Raw genomic sequence first — 23889 nt, 5'->3', positions numbered from 1 at the left:
CGCTCCCACCGGCCCCGAGGCCGGGTCCCCGCGTATCGTCAGCAGTTGTGGACGACTCCGGGGGGCCCGGCCTCTGCCGTGTCCTGCCGTGCCGTGCCCCGTCGTGCCGTGCCGTGCCGCGGCGCGTGTAGCGTTGATCCATGTCCTCGGAGTCCCTGTCTTCAACAGTTGTCTGGCTCCGCGATGATCTCCGGCTGGACGACAACCCGGCCCTGAGCGAAGCGGCCTCGCTGGGACGTCCGCTGACCGTGGTCTATGTCCTCGACGAATCCTCCCCCGGCGTGCGGCCCCTCGGCGGCGCCACGAAATGGTGGCTGCACCATTCGCTGGCGGACCTCGCCGCCGGGCTTGAGGCCACGGGCTCACGCCTGCTGCTGCGCCGCGGCCCGGCCGCCGGCATCATCCGGGACCTCGCCCAGCAAACCGGGGCCTCGACGCTGCTCTGGAACCGCCGCTACGGGGGCCCCGAACGCGACGTGGACGCCAACGTCAAGGCCTGCGCCGTGCAACGGGGCCTCAGAGCTGCGAGCTTCCAGGCAAACCTGATGTTTGAGCCGTGGACGGTACGGACCGGGGCGGGCGGGCCGTACAAGGTCTTCACGCCCTTCTGGCGGGCCTGCCTGGATGCTCCGGAGCCCCGGCTCCCCCTGGACGCCCCGGAGCGCTTCCCTGCCCCGGCCATGGATGCGGAGGGAAACCTTCCCGCCGGCGACGCCCTCGACAGCTGGGGGCTGCTCCACCGCAGACCGGACTGGAGCGCCGGCCTCGCCAGCACCTGGCAGCCCGGAGAAGCCGGTGCCCACAGCAGGCTCGAGGATTTCGTCGACGGACCGGCGGAGGAATACGGCACCGGCCGGGACCTCCCCGGCGTCGAAGGGACCAGCCGGCTCTCGCCCCATCTGCGGTTCGGCGAAATCAGCCCCTTCCGGATCTGGCACACCCTCCGGGAGCGTTTTCCCGAGCAGGCCCCGGCCGACGTCGGCATCTTCCGTTCCGAGCTCGGCTGGCGGGAATTCTGCTGGCAGCTGCTGTATGGGAACCCGCAGCTGGCCGTGCGGAATTACCGGCCGGAGTTTGACCGCTTCGCCTGGCAGACGCCGTCGGACGCCGAGCTGGAGGCCTGGCAGCAGGGCCGCACCGGATACCCCCTGGTCGACGCCGGCATGCGCCAGCTCTGGCAGACCGGCTGGATGCACAACCGCGTCCGGATGGCCGCCGCGAGTTTCCTGGTCAAGAACCTGCTGGCCGACTGGAGACTGGGCGAGGCCTGGTTCTGGGACACACTGGTGGACGCCGATGCCGCGAGCAACCCGGCCAACTGGCAGTGGGTAGCGGGCTCCGGTGCTGATGCCTCTCCGTACTTCCGCATCTTCAACCCGGTCACCCAGAGCAAGAAGTTCGACGCCGGCGGCCGCTACCTGCGCGAGTACCTCCCCGAGCTGTCCGCGCTGGACGTAAAGCAGATCCACGAACCCTGGAAGGCTGCGGACGCGGCCCCGGACTACCCTGGACCGATCGTCGGACTGGCGGAGTCACGGGTCCGGGCGCTGGAGACCTACCGGCGGCTCAAGGACGGCTGAGGAAGCTCACGGGGCCGGCCGGGGCGGGATCCGCCGACCGGCGCGCGGCGTGCAGTTGCACGGCGTCCAACAGCACCGGGCGCAACCAGGGGCAACAGGAAAGGCCCGGATCATTGGATCCGGGCCTTTCCTTTTCTTCTTCAGTTGCGGGGACAGGATTTGAACCTGTGACCTCTGGGTTATGAGCCCAGCGAGCTACCGAACTGCTCCACCCCGCGTCGCTTGATCAACTCTACCCTACTTTGCCGGGACCCCGGACCACATACCCTCTGCCCAGACCTTCACGCTCCGCCACATCATCCGGCATGCGGCTGGAACCACGGCAGGGCGCTAAAGCAAAAGGTCCGGAACACTGTTTCCAATGTACCGGACCTTTTCTTCAGTTGCGGGGACAGGATTTGAACCTGTGACCTCTGGGTTATGAGCCCAGCGAGCTACCGAACTGCTCCACCCCGCGTCGCAAGATCAACTCTACCTGCCGGTGAACTTGGGGCCAAATCGGGGCGGCGTGATGTGCATCTCCCCCGACCCGGCGATACAGAAGAGGCCGGGCCCCCGCTCCGGTGGAACGGGGGCCTGGCCTCACTGCAGGGCTAACTGCTCGGCGTCGGCTGCTCGGCGTCAGCTGCTCGGCGCCGGCGCCGGCGTGGCCGAAGGAGTGGCGGACGGCGCCGGAGCCGGGGCAGGCGTGGCGGGGAGCTTGCCCTCGGCATCGAGCGCCTTCTGCAAGGCCGCCGCGAGCCGCTTCTGCTGGTCGCCGTAGGCGGCAAAGTCGCCCTTGGCGAGGGCGTCCTGGCCGGCCTTGATGGCCGCGTTGGCGTCGTCCAGGGCAGCCTTCAGCTCCGCATTCGCGTCAACCGTTCCCGGGGCCGGCGGCGTGGCACCGTCCGGAGCGGGAGTGGCCGGAGCCTGCCCCTTGTTGGCCGAGTCACCCGCCGTTGCACCCGAGTTGCCGCCGAACAACTGGTTCAGCGCCTCATCCAGGGTCGGTGCGAACCCGATCTTGTCGCCGAACGCCACCAGCACGCGCTGCAGGGTGGGGTACGAGGTCTCACCCGTGGACCTCAGGTAGACGGGCTGGACGTAGAGCATACCGCCACCGACCGGCAGCGTCAGCAGGTTGCCGTTGAGCACCGCCGACGCTCCCTGGCGCAGCAGGTTCAGCGCCTGCGAGACGGTGGGGTCGGAGTTGAACTTGTTCTGCGCCTGGCCGGGGCCGGGCACCTGGGCTTCCGGCGGAATCTGCAGGAGCCTGAGCTGGCCGTAACTGTCCGCTTTCACGCCCTTCTGGTTGCCGGCGTCGGAATCCGCAGCGAGGAAGCCGTACATCACGTTGCGGGGGGTGTTGTTGACCACCTGCGGAATGAAGGAGGACGTCAGCTGGAAGGCCGGCCTGTCCTGGTCCGGCATCTTCAAGGACATGTAGAACGGCGGCTGCTTGACGTCCTCCTTGACCGTGGGGTCGTTCGGGACGGACCAGGCGTCGATATTGGTGTAGAAGCTGTCCGCCTGGGTGACGTGGTAGCGGCCCAGCAGCTCACGCTGGACCTTGAACAGGTCCTCCGGGTAGCGCACGTGGCTCATGAGCGCGCCGGACATTTCCGAGAACGGCTTCAGCGAGGTCGGGAAGACCTTCTGCCAGGCCTTCAGTACCGGATCCTGATCGTCCCAGGCGTAGAGCGTCACCGAGCCGTCATAGGCATCCACGGTGGCCTTGATCGAGTTGCGGATGTAGTTGACGGAGCTGTTCGGCAGGGCAACCGTGCGGTTCGCGGCGGTCTGCGAGTCGGCGGTGGCGGCGGAGAGCTGCTCCTGCTGCGAGTACGGGTAGTACTGGCTGGTGGTGTACCCGTCCACGATCCACTTCACGCGGCCGTCGACCACAGCCGGGTAGGCGTTGCCGTCAACCGTCAGGTAGGGGGCGACCTTCTCGACGCGGTCCCGCGGGTTGCGGTCGTAGAGGATCTGCGAGTCGGCGTTCACACCGTCGGAGAGCAAGAGGTCGGAGGACTGGAACTTGATCGCGTAGAGGATCTTGTTGAAGAAACTGCCCACGTTCGGGCCGCCGTTGCCGGTGAAGGTGTACTGCGTTTCGCCGCCGCCTTCCTTGGCGGCCGGACGGTCCTGTTCGCGGTGCGGGGCGCCGTCGGGAGCACCGACGATCGAGTACTCGGGCGAGTTTTCGCCGAAGTAGACCCGCGGCTGGTACGTCGAATCGTTGCCGAGCACACCCGTGGAGGGGATGCCGGACTGCAGGAAGTCCGGCTTGCCGTCCACGGTGAACTTGTTGCCCTTCGCGGCGACGACACCGTAGCCGTGGGTATAGACAACGTGGCGGTTCAGCCACGACTGCTGGTTGGTGGCGAGACCCTCCGGGTTCAGCTCACGGACAGCGATCACCGTGTCCTGGATCTTGCCGTCGACCTCGTAGCGGTCCACGTTCAGGGCACTCGGGAACTGGTAGTACGGCCGGAACTGCTCCAGCTGGGAGAACGCATCCGAAATCAGGTTCGGATCCAGCAGGCGGATGTTTTCCGTGGTCTGTGCGTCCGGGGCCAGGGCGCCGGTGGTGGCGGTGGTGGTGGCGTTGTACCGCTTCTCCTGGACCTTGTCCAGGCCGTAGGCGGCACGGGTCATGCTGATGTTCCGCTTGATGTATTCGTTTTCCAGCGTCTGCTCCGAGGGACGGACCTGGAACTGCTGGATCACCCAGGGGTAGACGCCGCCGGCGAGGATCGAGGTGATGACGAGCATGGCGGTGCCGATCAGGGGCAGCCGCCACTTGCCGATCACCGCGGCGACGATGAAGAGCACGGCAACGAGCACCGCGGCCACGGCCAGGATGGACTTGGTGGGGATGACGGCATTGACGTCCGTGTACAGGGCACCGGCCCAGCGTCCGCCGCTGTTCTGCACGGAGGAGTAACGGTCCAGCCAGAAGTTGACGCCTAGCAGCAGCAGGAAGGCCGCACCGGTGACCGCCAGGTGGATCTGGGCGGCCCGGCTCGTGAAGATGCCGCGCTCCATGATCCGGATGCTGCCATAGAGGTAGTGCGTGAGGATGCCGGCGATACCGGCGACGATCGTGACGCTGATCAGGAAGCCGGTGATGAAGCCGAAGAACGGCAGGGTCATCAGGTAGAAGCTGATGTCCAGCCCGAACTGCGGATCGTTCTGGCCGAAGGGCACCTGGTTCAGGAACAGCAGCACCTTCTGCCACTGGCTCGCGGCGGCGCTTCCGGCGAACAGGCCGAACAGGATGGGCAGCCCCACCATGACCACGCGGCGGACCGGTTCCAGCTGGACCTGGTAGCGGTTGAGGTTGTCCCGGACGTCCGAATCCGGGGCGTAGACGGGACGCGCGTGATAGGCGATCCGGATGGCGTAAAATACCGCGGCGAACATGACGGCGAAGCCGGTCAGGAAAAGCGAAATGCGCGCCAGATTCTCGGTCAGGAAGACTTCAAAGAAGCCGAGCTGCTGGTACCACAGGACGTCCGTCCAGACACTGGCGAAGAAGATGAACCCGACCACGATCAAGGCGACGACGATCAACGTCGGCGTCAGTGCGCCTCGTCGTGTCTTCGGTCTTCCGGGCGGGACGGTGCTGGGGGGACGGGACAAACTCGGTACCTCATAGCTGGTCGTGAGTTGCTGGTTTAGTTGTCAGTCGGTGCGGGTGATGAAGCGTTGCTGCATCGTATCGGCAGCGGGCCCCGCCCGGAAGGGCGGGGACGGCCGTCAATAGGTGCCACGAGTGGCGGCGGAGCTTAGTTCCGCGGCCAGTCTAGTTGCTGGAGCAGCCGGGAAGCGCGGATGTATCGGCGCCCGACGCCGCCTGCTCGACGGCCTTCCGCGCCCCGGCCAGATTCTCCACCTTGACCACCTGCAGGCCGGCCGGAATGTGCCCGAGGACCTCATCGCAGTTCGCGGCGGGCGCCAGGAACAAGGTGGCCCCGCCGGACCTGGCCCCGTGCATCTTCTGCCCGATGCCACCGATCGGTCCCACGGCGCCGTCGGGGGTGATGGTCCCGGTTCCGGCGATGTGTTTGCCTCCGGTCAGATCCCCTGGGGTGACCGTGTCGACGATGCCGAGGGCGAACATCATTCCCGCACTGGGACCGCCCACCTTATCGAGCGAAATCTTGACCTCGAAGGGGAACGTGAACTTGTACTGCAGCAACACGCCCAGGATGAACATACCCGTCGGGGCCTTGGTCGGCGTGATGGTGACCGGAACGCTGCTGCCGCCGCGGTCGACGTCGACCGTCACCGGAGCCCCGTTGCCTGCAGCCAGTTCCGCCTGGACGACGCTCAGTGCAGTGATGGGCTTGTTGTTGATGGAAACCAGCACGTCGCCTTCCTGCAGCTTTCCGGCTGAGGCGGAGTCCGCCGGAACCCCGGCGATCTGCAGTTTCTGCTCGAACGGGATGTTGAGTTCCTTGAGGGCCGCAGCGACGGCGTTTTCCTGCGAGGTGGTCATCGCGACGGCACTCTCCTGCTGGGACTGCTCCTTGGTCACGCCGCGCGGGTAGATGAGTTCCTCGGGGTATACGGCCTTGGCGCCGTCGAGCCAGGCGGAGAACGCTTCGAAGACGCTGACGGGCCCGTTCGGGCCGCCGTCGACGTAGACGGTGGTGAGGTCCAGGTTGCCCTTCGCGGGAAAACTCTCGTGCCCGGTGACGCTGATGACGGGCTTGCCGTTGTCATCGCCGAGGGTGTTGAACGTCGGTCCGGGGGATTCGACCACGTACGGTACGGGCAGGCTCACCGCGGTAATGCCCAGCGCCAGCGCCAGCAGGCCGGAGACCAGCATGGCCGAGGACCGCCTGTCCTTGTTCCGGGGCCGACGCGGCCCGCCGAGGAGGGCCCGGCGGCCCCGGGTGCTGCCGGCCGTCGGTTCGCTGGCGGGCTGCTCACCCTGGGTAATCGTCAATGAAGGACCTCTCCGTGCCGGCGCCCGGGACCCTGCGGCACCCGTGAACAGCGCGCCGCCGCCGCCGCCTCGGCCGCGGCTGCCGCCTGCAAATATTCCAGCCTCTAACACTACGCGCTCACCCGCCCGGACGGCTCTGCGACAGGAGTCTTTGCCTAGAGCGAACGGGGCACACTTTCGGCAGACAGCCCCTCTTGCCGCGGGGTACCGTGAAGTGGAGAAGCAGCCACACCGACGATCGGCGGGATCATGACCTCCAACCCACTCAATCCGTCCAATGGTGACGAGGAACCCAAGGATCCGCTGGCAGAGATGCTGAAGAACCTGATGGGCGGCCAGGGCATGGGGAATATCGACCCCGCGGAACTCGCCAAGGCCGCCGGCCTGCCCGACGACCCGAACCTCCTCGCCCAGATGTTCTCGCAGGTCCAGGCGATGATGAGCGCCTCCTCGGACGGCCCGGTCAACTGGCAGCTCGCGCATGAGAATGCCCGGCGGGTGGCCGCGAGCGGATCGGACCCTTCCGTCACCGCCCAGCAGAGCCGCGACGTGGATGAGGCCCTGCGCCTCGCCGAACTGTGGCTCGACCAGGTCACCGGACTGCCGGCCACCGGACTTATCGGCCGGGCGTGGTCCCGCGCCGAGTGGGTCGAGGAGACCCTGGGGACCTGGAAACGGCTGACCGAGCCGGTCGCGAACAGCATCGCGAACGCGCTCTCCTCCGCGATGACCGAACAGATGCCCGAAGAGATGAAGTCCATGATGGGCGGCGCCTCCTCGATGCTGCAAAACATGGGCGGGGCGATTTTCGGCATGCAGCTGGGCCAGGCCATCGGCGCCCTGTCCGCCGAAGTGGTCAGCTCCACGGACATCGGTGTGCCGCTGGCCGACCTGGAAATGGCGTTGCTGCCTTCCAACGTGGCGAAGTTCGGCGAAGGCCTCAGCCTGCCGGAGAACGACATCCGGCTGTTCCTCGCCGTCCGCGAAGCCGCCCATGCCCGCCTCTTCGTCCAGGTCCCCTGGCTGCGGGGACACCTGCTCGGCGCGATCGAGGCGTACGCCCGCGGCATCCACATCGACACGTCCAAAATCGAGGAACTCGCCCGGGAACTGGACCCCAGCAATCCCGAGGGCATCCAGGAGGCCCTGTCCCAGGGCGTCTTCATGCCACAGCGCACCCCCGCGCAGGATCAGGCACTGGAGAAGCTGGAGACGGCCCTCGCCCTCGTGGAGGGCTGGGTTGATGAACTGACCTGGGCCGCCACCCAGAAGCTGCTGCCCTCGGCCGGGGCACTCCGCGAAACCGTCCGGCGGCGCCGCGCCACCGGCGGCCCGGCCGAACACGCGTTCTCCTCCCTCGTGGGCCTGGAACTGCGTCCGCGCCGGCTGCGGGAAGCCGCCACCTTGTGGGCCTCGCTCAAGGACGAACGCGGCATCGATGGCCGCGACGCGATCTGGCAGCACCCCGACCTGCTTCCCACCGCGGAAGACCTGGACGACCCGCAGGGCTTCAGCGGCCGCCGCAAGCTTGCCGAGGCGAGCGACACCGAGGTTGACGACGCACTGCAGAAGCTGCTCAGCGGCGGCTTCGACGGGACCGGGGGGAAGCCGGCCGACGGTGTCGCCGGCGAACCTGGGACTCAGGAACACGGCCCGGACGAAGCCCCTGAAGGCGGCACAAGCCCCAAGTCCTAACAGGTGGGGCTGTTTGTCCGTAGCCCGTGGAGCAGCTGGCCCCGGCCGGAACTTCGGTTCCCGCCGGGGCTTTCTCATGCCCGCCGCGCGCCGGTCAGGTCGGTGGACTCGCCGTTGTCCGCCGGAGTAGCGGTCATTTTCGGGAATTCGTCGGGGGTGGGGGGGTGAGGCCCTCTTCGCGCAGGGGAGGACATGCCCAGTCTTCGCGCCCGGGACCGGCGACACCGTGACGTTCCCTGGCCGGAAGCCGGGTACTCGGGCGCGGGCAGTCGGCGGGTCGCTCCTGCCCGGTTGCTTGCCGCCCGACCGCCTGCCGGCCGTGGTGAACCCCGGATTCCCGCGGGCGGTTTGCGCGGGGCGCCGAAGCAACCGGGGAGGAACGTCACGGCAGGGGTGTGTGGGGCGTTTCCGGTGGCCGGACCGGGCGCCGGGCTACTTCCCGGGAGGACATGCCCATTCGTCGCGCCCGGGACCGGGCATGAGCGGAATATGTCCATCCGCCGGCCCCGGCGCGGGGCATGTCCTGATCCGGGGGCACGTGCAGTGGCTCCGCTGGGGGCTTCGGGCCACTTCCCCGGGAGGAGATGTCCAGTCTTCGCCCCGGGGACCGGACATAGTCGGAATATGTCCATCGGCCGGCCCCGGCGCGGGGCATGTGCTGTCCGGTGGTCACTTTCGCTGAGGTCGTCGGGGTCAGGCTGCCGGTGCGTGCTCGTACCGGCTCAGGCGTGGCAGCTAGTGGTTGAGGCCGGTGGTGTTTTCCGATCGACCCGGCCGGCTGGCCGAGGTCCCTGAAACCGGCGCCGGTGATGGCCTGGCGCGACACCGACTGCGGCCTCTACCTCAACGACCCCACCGCCTGGACCTGACCCCCGACGACCTAACCGAAGATGACCACTAGCTGTCAGTCGAAGTCGCCGGTGTCCGTCAGCCCGCGGGAGGTCGCGAAAGAGACGCCTTCCAGGAAGGCCTTGGCGCGCTGCGTTTCCGGGTACGCCTCCAGGAGCCGCCAGAACGCGGGATTGTGGCCAGCGACGAGCAGGTGCGCCAGTTCGTGGAGCAGCACGTAGTCAATGACCCACGGCGGCATGGCCTGGAGCTTGTCCGAGAGCCGGATGGACCCGTCCGACGGCGTCGCGGATCCCCAACGTGAGTTCTGGTTGCTGACCCAGCGGACCGAGGACGGGACGGCGCGGCCGCCGAAGTACTTCGCGGACAGCTCGGCGGCATGCGCGGCCAGGGCAGCATCACTGCGGGGGCGGCGCTTGCCCGCGCCGCGGCTCCCCCGCTCCCCCTGGAACCGGAGCTTTTCGAGCATCCGGTGCACCCACTCCCGCTCCTGAGTACGGGTGAAAGAGGCCGGAATCGCGACCACGGCGGTGCCGTTCTCCCAGAACGCGGCGACCGTCCTGCGCCGCCGGGCGGAGCGGCGCACCTCCACCGGGGCACCGTCGGCCGTGGTCAGCGGGACAGCCGCCGCGGTTGCGGGTGACGGCGCACGGCTGCCGGCCCGGCGCGCAGCATCGCCCGCCATCAGAGGCTGGTGCTTTCGACGAGCACGGCCAGCACGGCTTCGCCGTATTTCTCCAGCTTCGACGGGCCGATCCCGGCGAGCTTGGCCAGCTGTTCGAGGGATTCCGGCCGGGCCTCGGCGATCGCGGTCAGCGTGGCGTCGGTGAAGACCACGAAGGCGGGGACGTCCGCCTCGAGGGCCACGTCCTTGCGCCACTGCCGGAGCGCATCGAAGGTCTGCTCCTCGTACGTGGGAGGGCACTGGTTGCAACGGCCCACCTTGCGTTCCGCACCGGAGGAGAGCATGGTCCCGCAGACCCGGCACGACGCCGGAACGGCGGCCTTCCGGCGCGGCGCCGCGCCCTTGCCGCGGACGGAGGAGCTCGCCACGGAGTCCGGGCGCAGCCCGTCCAGGAAGCGCGAGGGCTTGCGGTTCGCCCGTCCGCCCGGCGTCCTCGCGGTGGACCAGGACAGGAACAGGTACTCCCGGGCGCGGGTGATCCCGACGTACAGCAGGCGGCGTTCCTCGTCCACGGACTCCGGGCTGTCTGCGAAGGAGATCGGCATGAGCCCCTCGCTGAGCCCGACGAGGAAGACGGCGTCCCATTCGAGGCCCTTGGCGGAGTGCAGCGAGGCCAGGGTCACGCCCTGGACGGTCGGGGCGTGCTGGGCGAGCGAGCGTTCCTGGAGCTCGTTGACGAAGTCTGAGAGGCTGAACTGCTCCCCGCGAGTGATGACAAGCTCGTCGGCGAGCGCCACGAGGGCCGCGAGCGATTCCCAGCGTTCCCGGAGGGCGCCGCCGCTGTGCGGTGCGGCGTCCGTATAGCCCAGCGAGGCGACGATGTCGCGGACCAGCTGGCCGAGCGGCTCGGGGGTGGCGGTCTCCGCGACGGCGCGGGTGGCTGCCCGGAGCTGGAGGATGGCGTCGCGGACTTCCTTGCGGGCGAAGAAGCGCTCCCCGCCGCGCAGCTGGTAGCCGATTCCCGCCGAGGCCAGGGCCTGTTCGTAGGCTTCGGACTGCCCGTTGGTGCGGAACAGCACGGCGACCTGGCTCGCCGGGGTACCGGCGTCGAGCAGCTCGCGGACCTTGACGGCAACCGTGGCGGCCTCGGCCTCGTCGTCGGAGCATTCCGTGAACTGCGGGACGGGACCGGCCGGGCGCTGCGCCACGAGCTGCAGGGGTTTGGCCCAGGCGGCATCCGCGGCGGGACCGCCGCTGCGCCGGCCGGCCAGCAGATCATTAGCCAGCTTCACCACCTGCGGGGTGGACCGGTAGTCGCGGATCAGCCTGACCACATTTGCTTCCGGGTACATCGCCTTGAAGCCGAGCAGGTGCTTCGGCGAGGCGCCGGTGAACGAGTAGATCGTCTGGCTGGCGTCGCCCACCACACACAGCTCGTCGCGGCCGCCCAGCCACAGTTCCAGCAGCCGCTGCTGCAGCGGCGAGACGTCCTGGTACTCGTCGACGACGAAGTGCCGGTACTGCTCACGGACGGTGGCCGCCACCTTGGGATCCTCCTGCAGGATGCCCACGGTGATCAGCAGCACGTCCTCGAAGTCGATCACGTTGCGGTCCGTCTTGACGTCCTCATAGGACTGGAAGACGCGGGCGACGGCGGTCAGGTCGAAGCCGCCCGGATTCCCGCGGCCCTGGGCATTTTCCAGGTAGTTGGCCGGTGTCAGCATGGACACCTTGGCCCACTCGATCTCGGAGGCCAGATCGCGGATGGACGCGCGGTCGGTACTGAGCCGGAGCCGCCGGGCCGCCTCGGCGATCATCTGGGCCTTGTGGTCCAGCAGGTTGGGCAGCGCCCCGCCGATGGCCTGGGGCCAGAAGAACTGGAGCTGCCGCAGGGCTGCGGCGTGGAAGGTACGGGCCTGGACGTTTCCGACGCCGAGGTCCCGGAGCCTGCTGCGCATTTCGGCCGCGGCCCGCGAGGTGAAGGTGACGGCCAGGAGCCGCTGCGGGTTGTAGACGCCCGAGTGCACGCCGTAGGCGATGCGGTGGGTGATGGCGCGGGTCTTGCCGGTACCGGCTCCCGCCAGCACGCACATCGGCCCCTGCAGGGTGCTCGCCACCTCGCGCTGCTCGGCGTCGAGGCCGCCCAGGATGCGCTCCTCGAGGGAGCGGTTGTCCGGTGCGTGTGGTTCCGGGACGGGGCCGTCGCCGGGGCCGGGGAAGGTGCTGGTGTTCACGTTCTCTGTTGTCACTTCTTTAGTAGATCGAGGGTGGGTGGTGGCGGTGCAGGGCAGCGCTCCCGCGGAGGGCGTTCATCGGGCCTCATTCGGTTTCCGGGCGGTCCTGGATGACGCCGCCGTACCAGTGCTCGATCAGGGCCCGGGCAATGGAGAGCCTGCTGGAAATGACGATTTCGCCGCTAAGCACCGCGTCCTGCAGCTCGCTCCGGCTGAACCAGCGGGCCCTGGTGACCTCGTCGCCGTCGGGCGTGGCCTCGGTGTCCTGGGTGGTGGCGGTGAACCCGAGCATCAGCGAGGCAGGAAAGGGCCAAGACTGGGATCCGAGGTACTGGGACGCGGTGACCCGGACGCCGACCTCCTCGCCGATCTCCCGGACCACGGCCTGCTCCAGCGACTCCCCGGGCTCGACGAAGCCCGCGAGTGTGGAGTAGTTCCGGGCGTCGAGGGGACCGCCGCCGCCGAGCAGGAGGCGGCCGTCGGCGCCGACCACCGTCACGATGATGGCGGGATCGGTGCGCGGGTAGTGCTCGGAACTGTCCACGGGGCAGCGGCGCACCCAGCCGCCGGCTTCCGGCTGGGTGGCGGCGCCGCAGCGCGGGCAGTGGGCGTGGCTGGCATGCCAGTTGGCGATGGCACTGGCTTCGATGAAGAGGGCGGTGTCCGTCGGGTTCAGCCGGGCAGCGACGTCCCGGAAACCGGCCCACTGCGCGCCGCCGGGGATGCCGGCAATGTGCGCTTCAAACTCCTCGGCCTGGACCTCGAACTGCCGCGGAAGGATGAAGAGGACCAGCTGGGTGCCCTCCTCGAGATCCGAACCGGACAGGGCCGAGCCAAGGTAGATCAGCTGGTCCGGGGCGTAGACGGTGTCCCGCAGGTGGTCCGCCAGCTCGGTCGCATCGAGGAGGACCAGGCTGTCGCCGTCGATGAGGGCCTGCCGGCCGGAGAGCACCACGGCCCGCGCGGTTCCGGACGCGACCAGATCGTCAAGCATGCCAGGCTTCATCCGCGCCGCGGATCCGCGGTCGATCAGCGCCGGGCGCACCGGCAGGACGGTGTCCCGCAGGTGGTTCGCGGCGATGCCCGGTCCCGGCGGGGTTGGCGCGTCCACCTGTGGTTGGTTCCCGGACGGTTGGTTCCCGGACTGTTGGTTCCCGGCCGCCGGTGACTCCGCAAGACTCATGTACCCACCGTACTGACTCCCGCTGACAATTGACATTTCCCGTGGCCTTTGCGGGCGCGGTCACGCCCCTCGGTGACCGCGGGCACGGAGAGGTTCGCCGGCTGGATTCCGGGCGCTGTTTTATTCCCGAATTTGTTCCCGATCTGGAGACTCGCCGTGGTGCATCGCCGTCTTGGGCGCCGCTCAATCTACCGTGGAAGCGTGAGAAGAAAACCAATCGAACTGGCAGCTGTGGCAACCGCGGCAGTCCCCGGGCTGACCCCGACCGCCGTTAGCTCTGCGCCCGACGATCCGGCAGACTTCGATTCGGCTCTCCTCCTGGACTCCGAAGGCAAACGCTGGCGCGTCCGCTCCCCCCGGCACGCCGAAGCCAGTGCGCGGCTGGAAACGGAATTCATGGTGCTGCGGGCCTTTGCTCCCGCGATCCGGGCCGAACTCCCGTTCCTGATGCCCACCGTGGCGGGCACCGTCCGGCAGGGCCCGCTCAGCACCTTCGTGTACTCCCATCTGGGCGGGTCCACCCGGTCCGTCGAGGAACTCAGCGAGGGTTCCGCGGCCCTGGCGGGGGAAATCGGGGCGGCCATGGCCGCCATCCATGATCTGCCGCACTCCCTCGTCAGCAACGCCGATCTGCCGAGCTACACCCCCAACGAGTTCCGCCAGCGCCGCCTCAACGAACTCGACCAGGCCGCGACCACGGGCAAGATTCCGCCGCTTCTGCTGCGGCGTTGGGAACACGCGCTGGAGGACGTGTCGCTGTGGCGGTTCAACCCCTGCGTCGTCCATGGCGATCTGCACGAGGACAATCTGCTGGTCGACGGCGAGCGCGTGACCGCAGTAACGGGCTGGACGGACCTGCGCATCGGCGACCCTGCCGACGATATGGCCTGGCTGGTGGCCTCCAACGAGCAGGAATTTGTGGATGCGGTGCTGGAGCACTACACCTCCAGCCGGCGGGACGCGCCCGATGCCCACCTGCTCCGCCGCGCGGCGCTGTCCGCGGAATTTGCCCTGGCCCAGTACCTCGTCAAGGGACTCTCCGCCGGGAACCAGGACATGATTGACGAGGCTGATTCGATGCTCACGGCGCTGGCCGACGACGTCGCGGAACACGGCGGACAGCCGATCAGCGTGGAGCCGTTGCCGCAGCCGGCAGCCCCGCCCTCCCCCGGCCAGCCGGCGGATAAGGAGCCGGAGAGCATTCCGGGGCTAGAGCGCGTTCCGGGGCCGCAGAGCATTCCTGGGCCGTCCGTGAGAAAGGTGACGCTGCTCGCCCCGGATTCGGTGTCCGGCCTGCCTGCCGTTCCGACGGGCAGTGCGATGCCTGCCGTCCAGGTGACACCGATCCCTCTTGACGAGATCAACTACGCCGAGATCAACAACGACGGGAACAGCGGCGGCGAAGAGGCGGCCGGGATCGAGGCGGAGCCTGCCGGCACCAACGGCGAGACGGCCGACGCTAACGGCGAGACAGCCGACGACGACGAGGCCGCCAACGACGACGACTCTGGCCTGACGGCCACTGAAGCGGGCCAGACCGACGGCCGGACCGAAGTCCAGACCGAAGGCCAGACCGACGATGCGGGCGGCGGCCAGACCGACGAAGCGGGCGGCGGCCAGACCGACGAAGCGGGCGGCGGGGCTCCGGGTGGGACTCCGAAGGGCCTGGCCGGCGCCGACTCCCCTGGGACCGCATCTGGCGGGGTTGAGTCCCCGCACGCGGCCGTGGTCGGTGCCGCCGGCGAGACCTCAACGCAGTCGATCAGCGTCGTCGGGTCGCCTGCGCCCGCCGAGGACGTCTCCACCACCGCGCTGACGGTCGTTGAGGCGAAGCCGCACTAGGGGGCATTTTCGCTAGTTCGTCGGGGGTCTAGAGACCAGGACCCCTCCGGGGCGGGAGGACATGCCCATTCCTCGCGCCCGGGACCGGACATAATCGGAATATGCCCATCCGCCGACCCTGGCGGAGGGCATGTCCGGATCCCGGGGGCATGTGTGGGCGGCTCCGTTGCGGGGATCGGCTACTCTCCGAGAGGACATGCCCAATCCTCGCGCCCGGGACCGGACATAATCGGAATATGCCCATCCGCCGACCCTGGCGGAGGGCATGTCCGGATCCCGGGGGCATGTGCGGGTGGCTCCGTTGGGGGGATCGGCTACTCTCCGAGCGGACATGCCCAATCCTCGCGCCCGGGACCGGGCATAATCGGAATATGCCCATCCGCCGACCCCGGCGCGGGGCATGTCCTTAAGCCCGGCCACCCACCGCTGGGCCTCAACCCCCGACGAACGAACGAAAAATGCGCACTAGCCGTGGCGGTCCGAGCTAGGCGCCTCCTGACGTGGAGCTCGGTTTCCGCTTGCCCTGACCCAGGGCTGCGGCCACGATCTCCTCAAGCCGTTCCGCTGATCCCAGATCGTGCGGCCGGACCACTTGGTTGTCTGCCACGTAGTAAAACGCTGCCCGCACTTCGTCCAGCGGAACACCCTTGAGCCGGGACCAGGCCAGCCGGTAGACGGCGAGCTGGACTGCTTTGACTTTCAATTGGGCCGCGGAGGGCCGACGGCCGGTTTTCCAGTCCACGAGATCCCAGCCACCGTCGGCGTCCCGGAAAACTGCGTCGATCCGGCCACGGACCACGACGTCCCCGATGCGCGTCTCGACCGGCACCTCGACATAGGCCGGGGCACGGTGGGCCCACTCCGACTGGCGGAACGTCTCCACCATGGTGTCCAGCCCGTAGGCCTCGTCGATATGTTCATCCGAGCCGGCTGCCTCGCCGAGGTCGAGCATGCCAGCAGCGCCGAAGTACTCCTCAACCCAGGCGTGGAAGGCCGTGCCTTTGCGCGCGGACATCCCCGGCTCCCGGGGAACCGGCCGCCGCAGCCGTGCGACGACGGAGCCGGCGTCGTCGTCCAGATCCACCAGGGTCGACGCGGAGATGTGACCCGGAAGGTGGACATCCTGCACGGCGGTGCGCCGGGAGCGGCGTTCCAGCAGCGTCGCGGCCTCGCGGGCCCAGCCGGCAGCAGGGCCGCGCAGCGGTCGCCGCTGTTCCCCTCCGGCTGGGAGGGCCGGGCGTGGGGTATGCAAGGCCGGGTCAGCAGCGGCATTCAGGATCTCGGAGTCCAGCGACTGCAGCACCCGCGCCGCAGCTGATTCCATCGACGCCCGGCGCCCGGCAACGAGACGCAACCGGGAGCCGGTACGCGGGTCGATGGGGCCCTCGAGGGGGTCGTAGGGCCACGCCGCCACCTGAAGCTCCGAGGTCAGCGGGCTCTCCTCCGGCAGCGATTCCTCGCCGACGGACAGGGGATGGATCTCCGCGGCCCCGTCGGCGGAGAGGACCTCGAGATCCGCGAGGAAGGGGGACATCTCCGCCATGCCCGCCCGGGAGCCCACCCAGGCGGCACTGGACACCCAGAGGACGTGTTTCGCCCGGGTGTACGCCACGTAGGCCAGGCGCCGTTCCTCGGCCTCGCCGTGCACCTGGACGGCAGACTTGAACTCCTTTTCGGCGTCGAGCCAGCCCTTTTGGTCCGGTTGCTCCAGATCCCATTGCGGCAGGTCCGCACGGTCCCCGCGCAGCGGCCAGGGCAGGGCGGCGCTGCCGCTGCTCCAGCGCGAGTCCCGGCTGCTGGGGAAGGCGCCCACATTGAGCCCGGGCACGAACACGACATCCCATTCCAGGCCCTTGGACGCATGCACGGTCAGCAGCTGCACAGCCTCGTGGTTCACTTCGGGTGCGGCGGCGTCGAGGCCGTTTTCCTCGGCGGCGGCGGCCTCGAGCCAGGCGAGGAAGGCCATTACGCCGACCCGCTGGGAGGTGTGCAGGAATCCCGCCGCGGCGTCCTGGAAGGCGTCCAGGTTCCGCCGGGCCTGATGGATACTGATCCCCGGCCGGGCAGCCACCTCGATATCCAGGAGCGTCGCCCGCTCCACCTCGCCGAGCAGCGTGGTGAGGTCGTCGCCCATGAACCCGCGCAGCTGGCGGAGTTCCCCAGAGAGCCGGTGGAGCCGTTCCCGGGCCGCGGTGCTGAGCGCGCGGCCGTGCCGGGAAACCCAGCCGTCGCGCGGCAGCCAGTCCAGCGCTTCGACCAGGCTGGCGGCGTCCGTGAGGTCGCCCTCGATCACCGCTCCCTCGGAGCCGGCGTCGGTGTCCGTGTCGGTGTCCGTGTCCGCGTCCGTGTCGGCGTCGCCGGTCCCGGAGCCGCCCGGACGTCCCCGGCGCCGGGCCAGGAAGCTGGACCAGTCCCGGAAGGCCATCAGATCGGCCGGCCCGATCCGCCAGCGCGCTCCGGCCAACAGCCGCATCAGGGAGTCGGAACGGCCCGGATCGGCGAGGACCTGGAGCGTCGCGACCAGGTCCACAATTTCGGGGGTATCCAGCAGCCCGCCGAGCCCCACGATCTCGTACGGAATGCCCCGCAGCTCGAATTCGCGGCGGATGCATTCCATCTGCGCCCGTCGCCGGCACAGCACCGCCATCGCGGGAGGCTCCGGCTGGGCCGCAGCCGCTGCCTCGAAGTCCGTCACCCGGAACTTCAACACGTCGCCGGCGATGGCCGCGGCCTCGTCCTCATCGGTGGCAAAGCGGCCCATCACCACGCGGCCCTGGACCGCGGCGGGGCTGGGCTGCAGCGGCGGCACTTCCACGGCATCGGCCGTGTCCCGTTCCCCGGCGGGCCCGCTGTTGGCCGCGGCCTTGCTGAGCGGGGCGGAGATGACGTTGGCGGCGGAGAGGATGTTCCGGCCGTTGCGCCACGCGGTGGTCAGGTACGACGTCGGCGCCACCGCGAAGCGGGGAGCGGCGGCAGCCGCTGCGGCAGCGTCTGCCGTGCCGGCGGCGGCCTCGCCGTCGTCGGAGGCGCCGTCGTCGGTGGCGAGGCGCGCCGGGAATTCGCGGACGAAGTGGAAGAGCTGGCCGGCGGAGGCGCCGCGGAAGCCGTAGATGGACTGGTTCGGGTCCCCCACCGCGGTGACGGCGTGGCCCTCGCCGAAGAGGCGGGAGAAGAGCACCAGCTGGGCATGGGAGGTGTCCTGGAACTCGTCCAGCAGCACCACCTTGTAGCGCTGGCGTTCGGTTTCCGCGGCGACCGGGATCTCGTTGGCCACCCGCGCCGCGAGGGCCACGAGGTCGCCGAAGTCCAGCGCACCCCGGGCGCGCTTGGCGTCCGAGTAGCGGCCCACCATGTCCGCGACGCTGGCCCGGGTGCGGAGCAGGGCGCTGAGCTCACCCGCGGCCTGGCTGGGGTTCTTCCTGGCGGTGGCCAGGTACGGCAGGGCCTCGAACTCGGCGACCCGCTCCAGCAGCCAGCCACGGACCCCGGCCGGGTCCTGGAGGTGCTCCGCGCATTCCCCGGCGAGCTGGATGACGGCCTTGACCAGGGTGGACTTGGCGGAGCGGAAGTGCTTGTAATCGCCGTCGAACGCTTCCACCACCTCGCTGGCGAGCTGGAAGGACTGGGCACCGCCGAGCAGCACCACATCACGTTCCACGCCGAGCCGGAGGCCGTAGTCGGACACGATCCCGCTCGCGTAGGAGTGATAGGTGGAGACCTTGGGCTCGAGGGCATCGGTGCTGAGCAGCCCGGCCGGAAAGACCTGGTTCCCGGCGTCCGCCGCGGCGATGCGCGCCAGCGCGGCCAGCTTGGCGCGGATGCGGGTGGCGAGCTCCCCGGCGGCCTTGCGCGTGAAGGTCACGCCGAGCACTTCCTCGGGCCGGACCCAGCCGTTGGCAACGAGCCACACCACCCGGTCGGCCATGGTTGCCGTCTTTCCGGACCCGGCTCCGGCGATCACGAGCCGGGGCGACAGGGGCGAAGAAATGATCAGGGACTGTTCCGGGGTGGGGCTGTTCTTCTCCCCCAGCATTGCGGACAGTTCCTCGGGGCTAAACCTAGGGACGGGAAGAGCGATGGGAAGAGCGGTGGGACTGGGAAGGGACCCGGGAGGCGCCGCCGGACGCGTTGCCGGTGTTGCTTGGGCGGTCATTCGGTAACCTGCTTTCCTCGCGCGCACAGTGGACAGACCTCCGGCAGCCGGCAGCCGTGGCCGCCGTGACCGCCCTTGGCGGGGTCGTGACGGGCCTCGAAGGTGTTGCCGGACATCACCCGGGCGGCGCCGCTGACCATGTCCAGCGCCCAGTTCTCGGCCGGGTCCAGCGCTTTCTGGGCCTGGACTCCGGGGCTCTTGGTGGCGGTGCCGAGCTGGGCCAGGACGGCGCCGCCCGGCAGCGGCGGCGGACCGTCGTCGGGGCCGGCGAAACCTCCGGCCAGTACGGCCGCCTGGTAGGCGCCGAGCTGCGGGTGGCGGTCGAGCTCGGCTTTGCCCGGCTGCCGCTTCCCGGTCTTGAGGTCCACGATCACCAGCCGGCCCTCGGCGTCGATCTCCAGCCGGTCGACCTGCCCGCGCAGCACGGCCGGACGGGCCGGCCACGGCTCGCCGTCGGGGTCACTGGCGGGGTCGCCGCCCGCGCCCGCGCCGGTGCTTCCGGCGACGCCGGGCGGGGCCTGGGGCGCAACGTCGGGGAGCTTCACCTCGAAGTCCTGTTCGACGCCGACCAGGCTGCGGCCCTCGCTGCGCATCAGCAGCACGTATTGTGCCAGCTTCCGGACCATGGACTCGGCGCGCTGGAAGTCCAGCTTGCCTTCCCAGTTGTCCTTCATCCCCAGCGCCGGCCAGCGGCGCACGAGTTCGGCCACGTATTCGCTGCCGGAGGCGTCCGGAAAGTCCTGGGCGATGGCGTGCACCAGGGTTCCCAGGCTGCGGGCAAAGTCGGTGGCTGCCTCTCCGCCCGCGGCCTGGACGAACCAGTCCAGGGGCGATTTCTGCACGGTTTCAACCTTCGAGGGTGAGACGTAGACGGTGCCTCCCGGCGGAACCACCGGCTCATCCGAGGACAGCGGCGCCAGGCCCCACCAGGTTCCGGGATGCGCCCCGGGCACGGGAGGTTCCGCGGCGGCCAGGGCGCCCAGCACCGAACTGGCCTCGGCAGCCACGGGCGCATCCAGCTGGGCATACTGGCGCAGTTCGGCCACGAGGGCGCGCAGGGTCAGGGGCCGTTCCACCGGAGTGAAGCCGCGCCGGTCCTGGTCCGGGTGCAGGGGTGCGACGTAGTCCAGGAATGAGGAGGGCTGCTCGTCCTCGGAGGAGACGGCGGTGCAGATCAGCACCTGCCGGGCCCGCGACACGGCCGTGGAGAAGCTCCGGAGCTCGTCGTAGCGGATTTCCCGCAGCCGGCTGAGCGGGTCCAGCTGCAGGGCGTACTCCACCCCGTGTTCGACGGCGTCCGCGAACAGGGTGCTGCCGAGCAGTTCGCCACGGAGCCGGGTGTTGGGCCATACGCCCTCCTGCAGTCCCGGGACGATCACGACCGGCCATTCCCGTCCGGCGGCGCTGGCGGGGGTCATGAGTTCCACGGCGTCCTCCAGCTGCGCCCGCGCGGCCAGGGTGTCCATGGGCAGTTCCTGGCTCAGCAGGTACTCCAGGAACTGCTCGGGGCCGGATCCCGGAAGCTGGTCCACGAAACGCTCGGCGGTGTGGAACAAGGCCATCATGGCATCGAGGTCGCGGTCCGCGCGGGCTCCGGCGGCTCCGCCGGCCAGCGCCGCATCGGTCCAGCGCGAAGCGAGCCCGGTGGAGTTCCAGAGAGCCCAGAGGACGGTTTCGGCGTTGCCGCCGGGCGCCCGGGCGGCAACACGCCCGGCCAGGATCATCCGCGCGATCCGGCGCGCGGAGTGCCCCTCGATGCCGAGCGTGGCCAGCGCCCCCGGCTCCAGCAGGGCCTCGACCAGGAGCGCGTCGCTGGTGCGCCCGCCACCGCCGAGGATTTCCTCGCGCCGCAACGACTGGCGCAGCCTGCGCAGCTCGATCGAGGTGGCGCCACCGATCCGCGACGTCAGAAGCGACACGGCCGCCTCGGGGGTCAGCACGGCGGGGTCCAGCACGACGGTGTAGGCATCGAGCAGGGGCCGGACCGCGACTTCGTCGCGCACGGCGGATTCGGCCACCGGAATCCGGACCGGGATGCCCTGGCCGGCGAGGTACCGCTGCAGCTGGCTGAGCTGGCCGCCGTTGCGGACGATCACGGCGATCTCGCCCAGTTCCCGGCCGTCGTTCAGCTGCGCCTCGAGGATCCGCTGCGCCACATAGCGCAGTTCGTGCACCGGGGAGGGCAGCAGGTGCGCCTCGACGCTGCCGGCACTGCTATTTTCCGGGCTGCCGGCGGCCGCGCCGTCGGCACCGATACCGTCCGCACCTGCGGGGGCGTCCCGGCGCGGCGGTTCGTCCCGGCCCGGCTGCTCGTCCCGGCGCGGCTGCTCGAGCCGGCGCGCCGACTGACCGCCCGCGCGGCGGGAGATGCGCCCGGCCACCGAAAGCCAGGCATCCGCCACTGCCGGCATGTGACGGTGCGCGGTCCAGAGCGGGCGCTCGAGGACGGTGCCGCCGGCGGGGGCGAGCAGGTGGGGCAGTTCGGCCACGAGGTCCGGGCGGGCGCCGCGGAAGCCCTGGACCACCGTGTCCGGGGACGAGGTGACGAGGGCGTCCTTGCCCGCGGCGATGTCCGCGAGCAGTTCGAACACGGCAGGGTTCGCTTCCTGGATATCGTCCACCAGGACCAGCTGGAGCCGGTCGCGTTCGGCGGCCAGGAAGTCCGGGGCGTCTTGGAAGATCTGGCGGGCGGCCGTGATGATGCCGGCAGGGTCGAAGGCTTCGGGCATGCGCAGGTCCAGGACGTCGCGGTACTCGGCGTACAGTCCGGCCGCGGCGATCCAGTCGGGCCGGTGGCAGCTGCGGGCGAGGACCACGAGGTCCGCGGGCGTCCGGCCGGATTCGATGATCCGGTCAAAGAGCTGGCGGACTTCCTGCCGGAACCCCCGGGTCTGCAGGGCGGGCCCGAGGTCTTCCGGCCAGGGCAGTTCGAGCCCCGGCTGCGCGTGGCCTTCGAGCAGTTCCTTGATGATCAGGTCCTGTTCCGGGCCGGAGAGCAGCTTCGGCGGCCGCGGCAGCGGCAGGATGCCCTCGGCCTTGGCGCGCCGGATCAGGTCGAAGGCGTACGACGCCCAGGTGCGGGCCGGCGTCGTACTCAGGCTACGGTCCAGCCGTGCGGTGAATTGGTCCCGGAGCGAATCGGCGGCGAGCCGTCCGGGTGCCAGGATGAGCATCCGTTCCGGGTCCACGCCGTCGCGCTGTGCCCGGCGGACGGCGGCCTCCACCAGTACCGTGGATTTGCCGGTCCCCGGCGCGCCCGGGACGAGGACGGGCCCGGAACCGTGCGGGACCTCGACGGCGGCGAGCTGGTCCGGCGAGAGCGCCGGGACGGCGCTGTGCTGCTTGCGCGGCGGGAGGAGACGGAGGCCGGTTGTCTGGTTGCTTCTCTGATTAGGGTGGGGGCTGGGAGTGCTCACGCCGTCATTTCATCATCGGGGGCCGACAGTTTATGCAAGGAGCGTTCCAGCCGCTCGGCGATGGCGTCGATCCGATCGAACTCGGCGTCGGACGGGGCCCACCGGGCGGACTGAAGGTCCACCCACCAGCGTCCCTCACCGGTGCGCAGATATTCCGCGTAGTTTCCCAGCAGCGGAGTTCCTTCCAGCAGGTACAGCGTCAGTGCCTCGCGCGCATGTCCCGGCGGGGCGTCACCGCTGGCCTTCAGGACGCGCCACCAGGGGACCGAACTGCCGTGGTGGCTCATGACGGAGCCGATCTGCCGGGCGCCGCCGGATCCCAGGAGCTCGGCGACGTCGCCATAGGCCACCGCCGCACCTGCGGGAATCAATGCCACCACCTCCAGCACCGCCTCCGCATACTCCATCCGCATGACTCAAGGCTACCGTCGCGGCCCGGCCGGGTTGGCGCATTACTGTCGGGGGCAGCAGGTAGCGTTATGGCATGAGCACCTGGAACACCCTCCCCCGCGCAGCCTTTGATCTGGAAACCACCGGCAGGGACTCCCGCGCTGCCCGGATCGTGACGGCGTCGGTCACCGTCGTGGATTCCGACGGCGGGATCATAACGGAGCACGAGTGGCTCGCGGATCCCGGGGTGGAGATTCCGACGGAGGCCAGCGACATCCACGGCGTCACCACCGAGAAAGCCCGCAGCGAGGGCCGTCCCGCCGCGGACGTGACCCGGGAGCTCGCCGCCGTGCTCCAGGAGCTCTTCGACACCGGCGTGCCCGTCATCGCCTTCAACGCCAGCTACGACTTCACCGTGCTCGCCGCGGAATCTGCACGCTACGGCGTCCCCCAGCTGAGCCGCTACCCAGTCCTGGACCCCTACATCATGAACAAGCAGGTGGACCGCTACCGCAAGGGCAAGCGCACGCTCACCGCCCTGTGCGAGGAATACGGCGTCAGCCTGGACAACGCACACACCTCCGCCGCGGACGCGCTCGCCACCCTGCGCATGCTCGACGCCATGGCCGGGAAGTTCCCGAAGCTCAGGATGCCGGCCAGCCATCTGCATCAGCTGCAGGTCGAGTGGGCCTCCGCCCAGGCCTCGGACTTCCAGACGTACCTGCGCAAGACCAAGCCTGCCGCCGTGATCGAGGGCGACTGGCCGGTGCTGCCGCCCGAAGACGCCAGCCGCGGGGACTTCTGACCGGGGAATCCTGACCGGACTCCCACCCGTCAGCCGCCTTCCGGCGCCGGCACGCTGGGCACGCTGGGCACGCTGGGCACGCTGGGCACGCTGGGCACGCTGGGCACGCTGGGCACGCTGGGCACGCTGGGCACGCTGCGACGGAGATCACAGCCCCGAAGCGGCGCTGCCCGGCAAGGAT

The 23889-nt window shown here is 69.6% G+C and carries 12 protein-coding genes and 2 tRNA genes; 4 read left to right on the top strand and 10 right to left on the bottom strand.

Translation table 11 applies throughout. From position 1 onward, the window contains the following. Window positions 1–140: 140 nt before the first annotated feature. Window positions 141–1580 carry a cryptochrome/photolyase family protein gene (locus tag ABIB26_RS02740; protein ID WP_354239365.1) on the top strand — a complete coding sequence of 480 codons (1440 nt, stop codon included), beginning with the start codon at window positions 141–143 and terminating at the stop codon, window positions 1578–1580. Window positions 1581–1724: 144 nt separating this feature from the next. Here the strand turns inward: ABIB26_RS02740 and ABIB26_RS02735 are convergent. From ABIB26_RS02735 to ABIB26_RS02720, 4 genes are all read right to left on the bottom strand, one after another. Further along, a tRNA-Met gene (locus ABIB26_RS02735) sits at window positions 1725–1798 on the bottom strand. A gap of 165 nt (window positions 1799–1963) precedes the next feature. Next, window positions 1964–2037 (bottom strand) — tRNA-Met (locus ABIB26_RS02730). A gap of 164 nt (window positions 2038–2201) precedes the next feature. Further along, window positions 2202–5204 (bottom strand): UPF0182 family membrane protein, encoded by a 3003-nt coding sequence (locus ABIB26_RS02725; protein WP_354239363.1) that lies wholly within the window; start codon window positions 5202–5204, stop codon window positions 2202–2204. Between the two features lie 163 nt (window positions 5205–5367). After that, entirely contained in the window at window positions 5368–6516 is a 1149-nt protein-coding gene (locus tag ABIB26_RS02720; RefSeq protein ID WP_502913610.1) for a YlbL family protein, read from the bottom strand. A gap of 249 nt (window positions 6517–6765) precedes the next feature. Here ABIB26_RS02720 and ABIB26_RS02715 point away from each other — a divergent pair, with 249 nt between their 5' ends. Next, on the top strand, window positions 6766–8211 hold the full coding sequence (locus ABIB26_RS02715; protein WP_354239361.1) for a zinc-dependent metalloprotease: 1446 nt from the start codon (window positions 6766–6768) through the stop codon (window positions 8209–8211). A gap of 904 nt (window positions 8212–9115) precedes the next feature. Here ABIB26_RS02715 and ABIB26_RS02710 read toward each other — a convergent pair. From ABIB26_RS02710 to nudC, 3 genes are all read right to left on the bottom strand, one after another. Further along, window positions 9116–9745, bottom strand: a complete 630-nt coding sequence (locus ABIB26_RS02710; RefSeq protein ID WP_354239359.1) for a M48 metallopeptidase family protein — start codon at window positions 9743–9745, stop codon at window positions 9116–9118. Next, window positions 9745–11835, bottom strand: coding sequence for an ATP-dependent DNA helicase UvrD2 (locus tag ABIB26_RS02705; protein WP_354239829.1), 2091 nt, complete (start codon window positions 11833–11835; stop codon window positions 9745–9747). The genes ABIB26_RS02710 and ABIB26_RS02705 overlap by 1 nt, the downstream gene beginning before the upstream one ends. A gap of 169 nt (window positions 11836–12004) precedes the next feature. Next, window positions 12005–13102, bottom strand: a complete 1098-nt coding sequence (nudC, locus tag ABIB26_RS02700) for an NAD(+) diphosphatase (RefSeq protein ID WP_354239357.1) — start codon at window positions 13100–13102, stop codon at window positions 12005–12007. A gap of 201 nt (window positions 13103–13303) precedes the next feature. On the opposite strand from nudC, the gene ABIB26_RS23725 reads away from it, so the two are divergent. Next, window positions 13304–14944: a macrolide 2'-phosphotransferase gene (locus tag ABIB26_RS23725; protein ID WP_502913609.1), complete on the top strand. Its 1641-nt coding sequence runs from the start codon at window positions 13304–13306 to the stop codon at window positions 14942–14944. Window positions 14945–15428: 484 nt separating this feature from the next. Here ABIB26_RS23725 and ABIB26_RS02690 read toward each other — a convergent pair whose 3' ends face one another. From ABIB26_RS02690 to ABIB26_RS02680, 3 genes are all read right to left on the bottom strand, one after another. Next, window positions 15429–18977, bottom strand: a complete 3549-nt coding sequence (locus ABIB26_RS02690; RefSeq protein WP_354239355.1) for an ATP-dependent helicase — start codon at window positions 18975–18977, stop codon at window positions 15429–15431. Window positions 18978–19093: 116 nt separating this feature from the next. Then, on the bottom strand, window positions 19094–22513 hold the full coding sequence (locus ABIB26_RS02685; RefSeq protein ID WP_354239353.1) for an ATP-dependent helicase: 3420 nt from the start codon (window positions 22511–22513) through the stop codon (window positions 19094–19096). After that, window positions 22510–22926 carry an MGMT family protein gene (locus tag ABIB26_RS02680; RefSeq protein WP_354239351.1) on the bottom strand — a complete coding sequence of 139 codons (417 nt, stop codon included), beginning with the start codon at window positions 22924–22926 and terminating at the stop codon, window positions 22510–22512. Before ABIB26_RS02680 ends, ABIB26_RS02685 begins: the two co-directional genes overlap by 4 nt. Before the next feature lie 71 nt (window positions 22927–22997). On the opposite strand from ABIB26_RS02680, the gene ABIB26_RS02675 reads away from it, so the two are divergent. Then, on the top strand, window positions 22998–23708 hold the full coding sequence (locus tag ABIB26_RS02675) for a 3'-5' exonuclease (RefSeq protein WP_354239349.1): 711 nt from the start codon (window positions 22998–23000) through the stop codon (window positions 23706–23708). Window positions 23709–23889 lie beyond the last annotated feature (181 nt).

Origin of the sequence: Arthrobacter sp. UYEF20 (assembly GCF_040546335.1) — a bacterium.
In the GTDB taxonomy this organism is placed as follows: Bacteria; Actinomycetota; Actinomycetes; order Actinomycetales; family Micrococcaceae; genus Arthrobacter.
The sequence above is the reverse complement of the archived record's forward strand: the minus strand, read 5'-3'. Positions and strand labels throughout refer to the sequence as shown.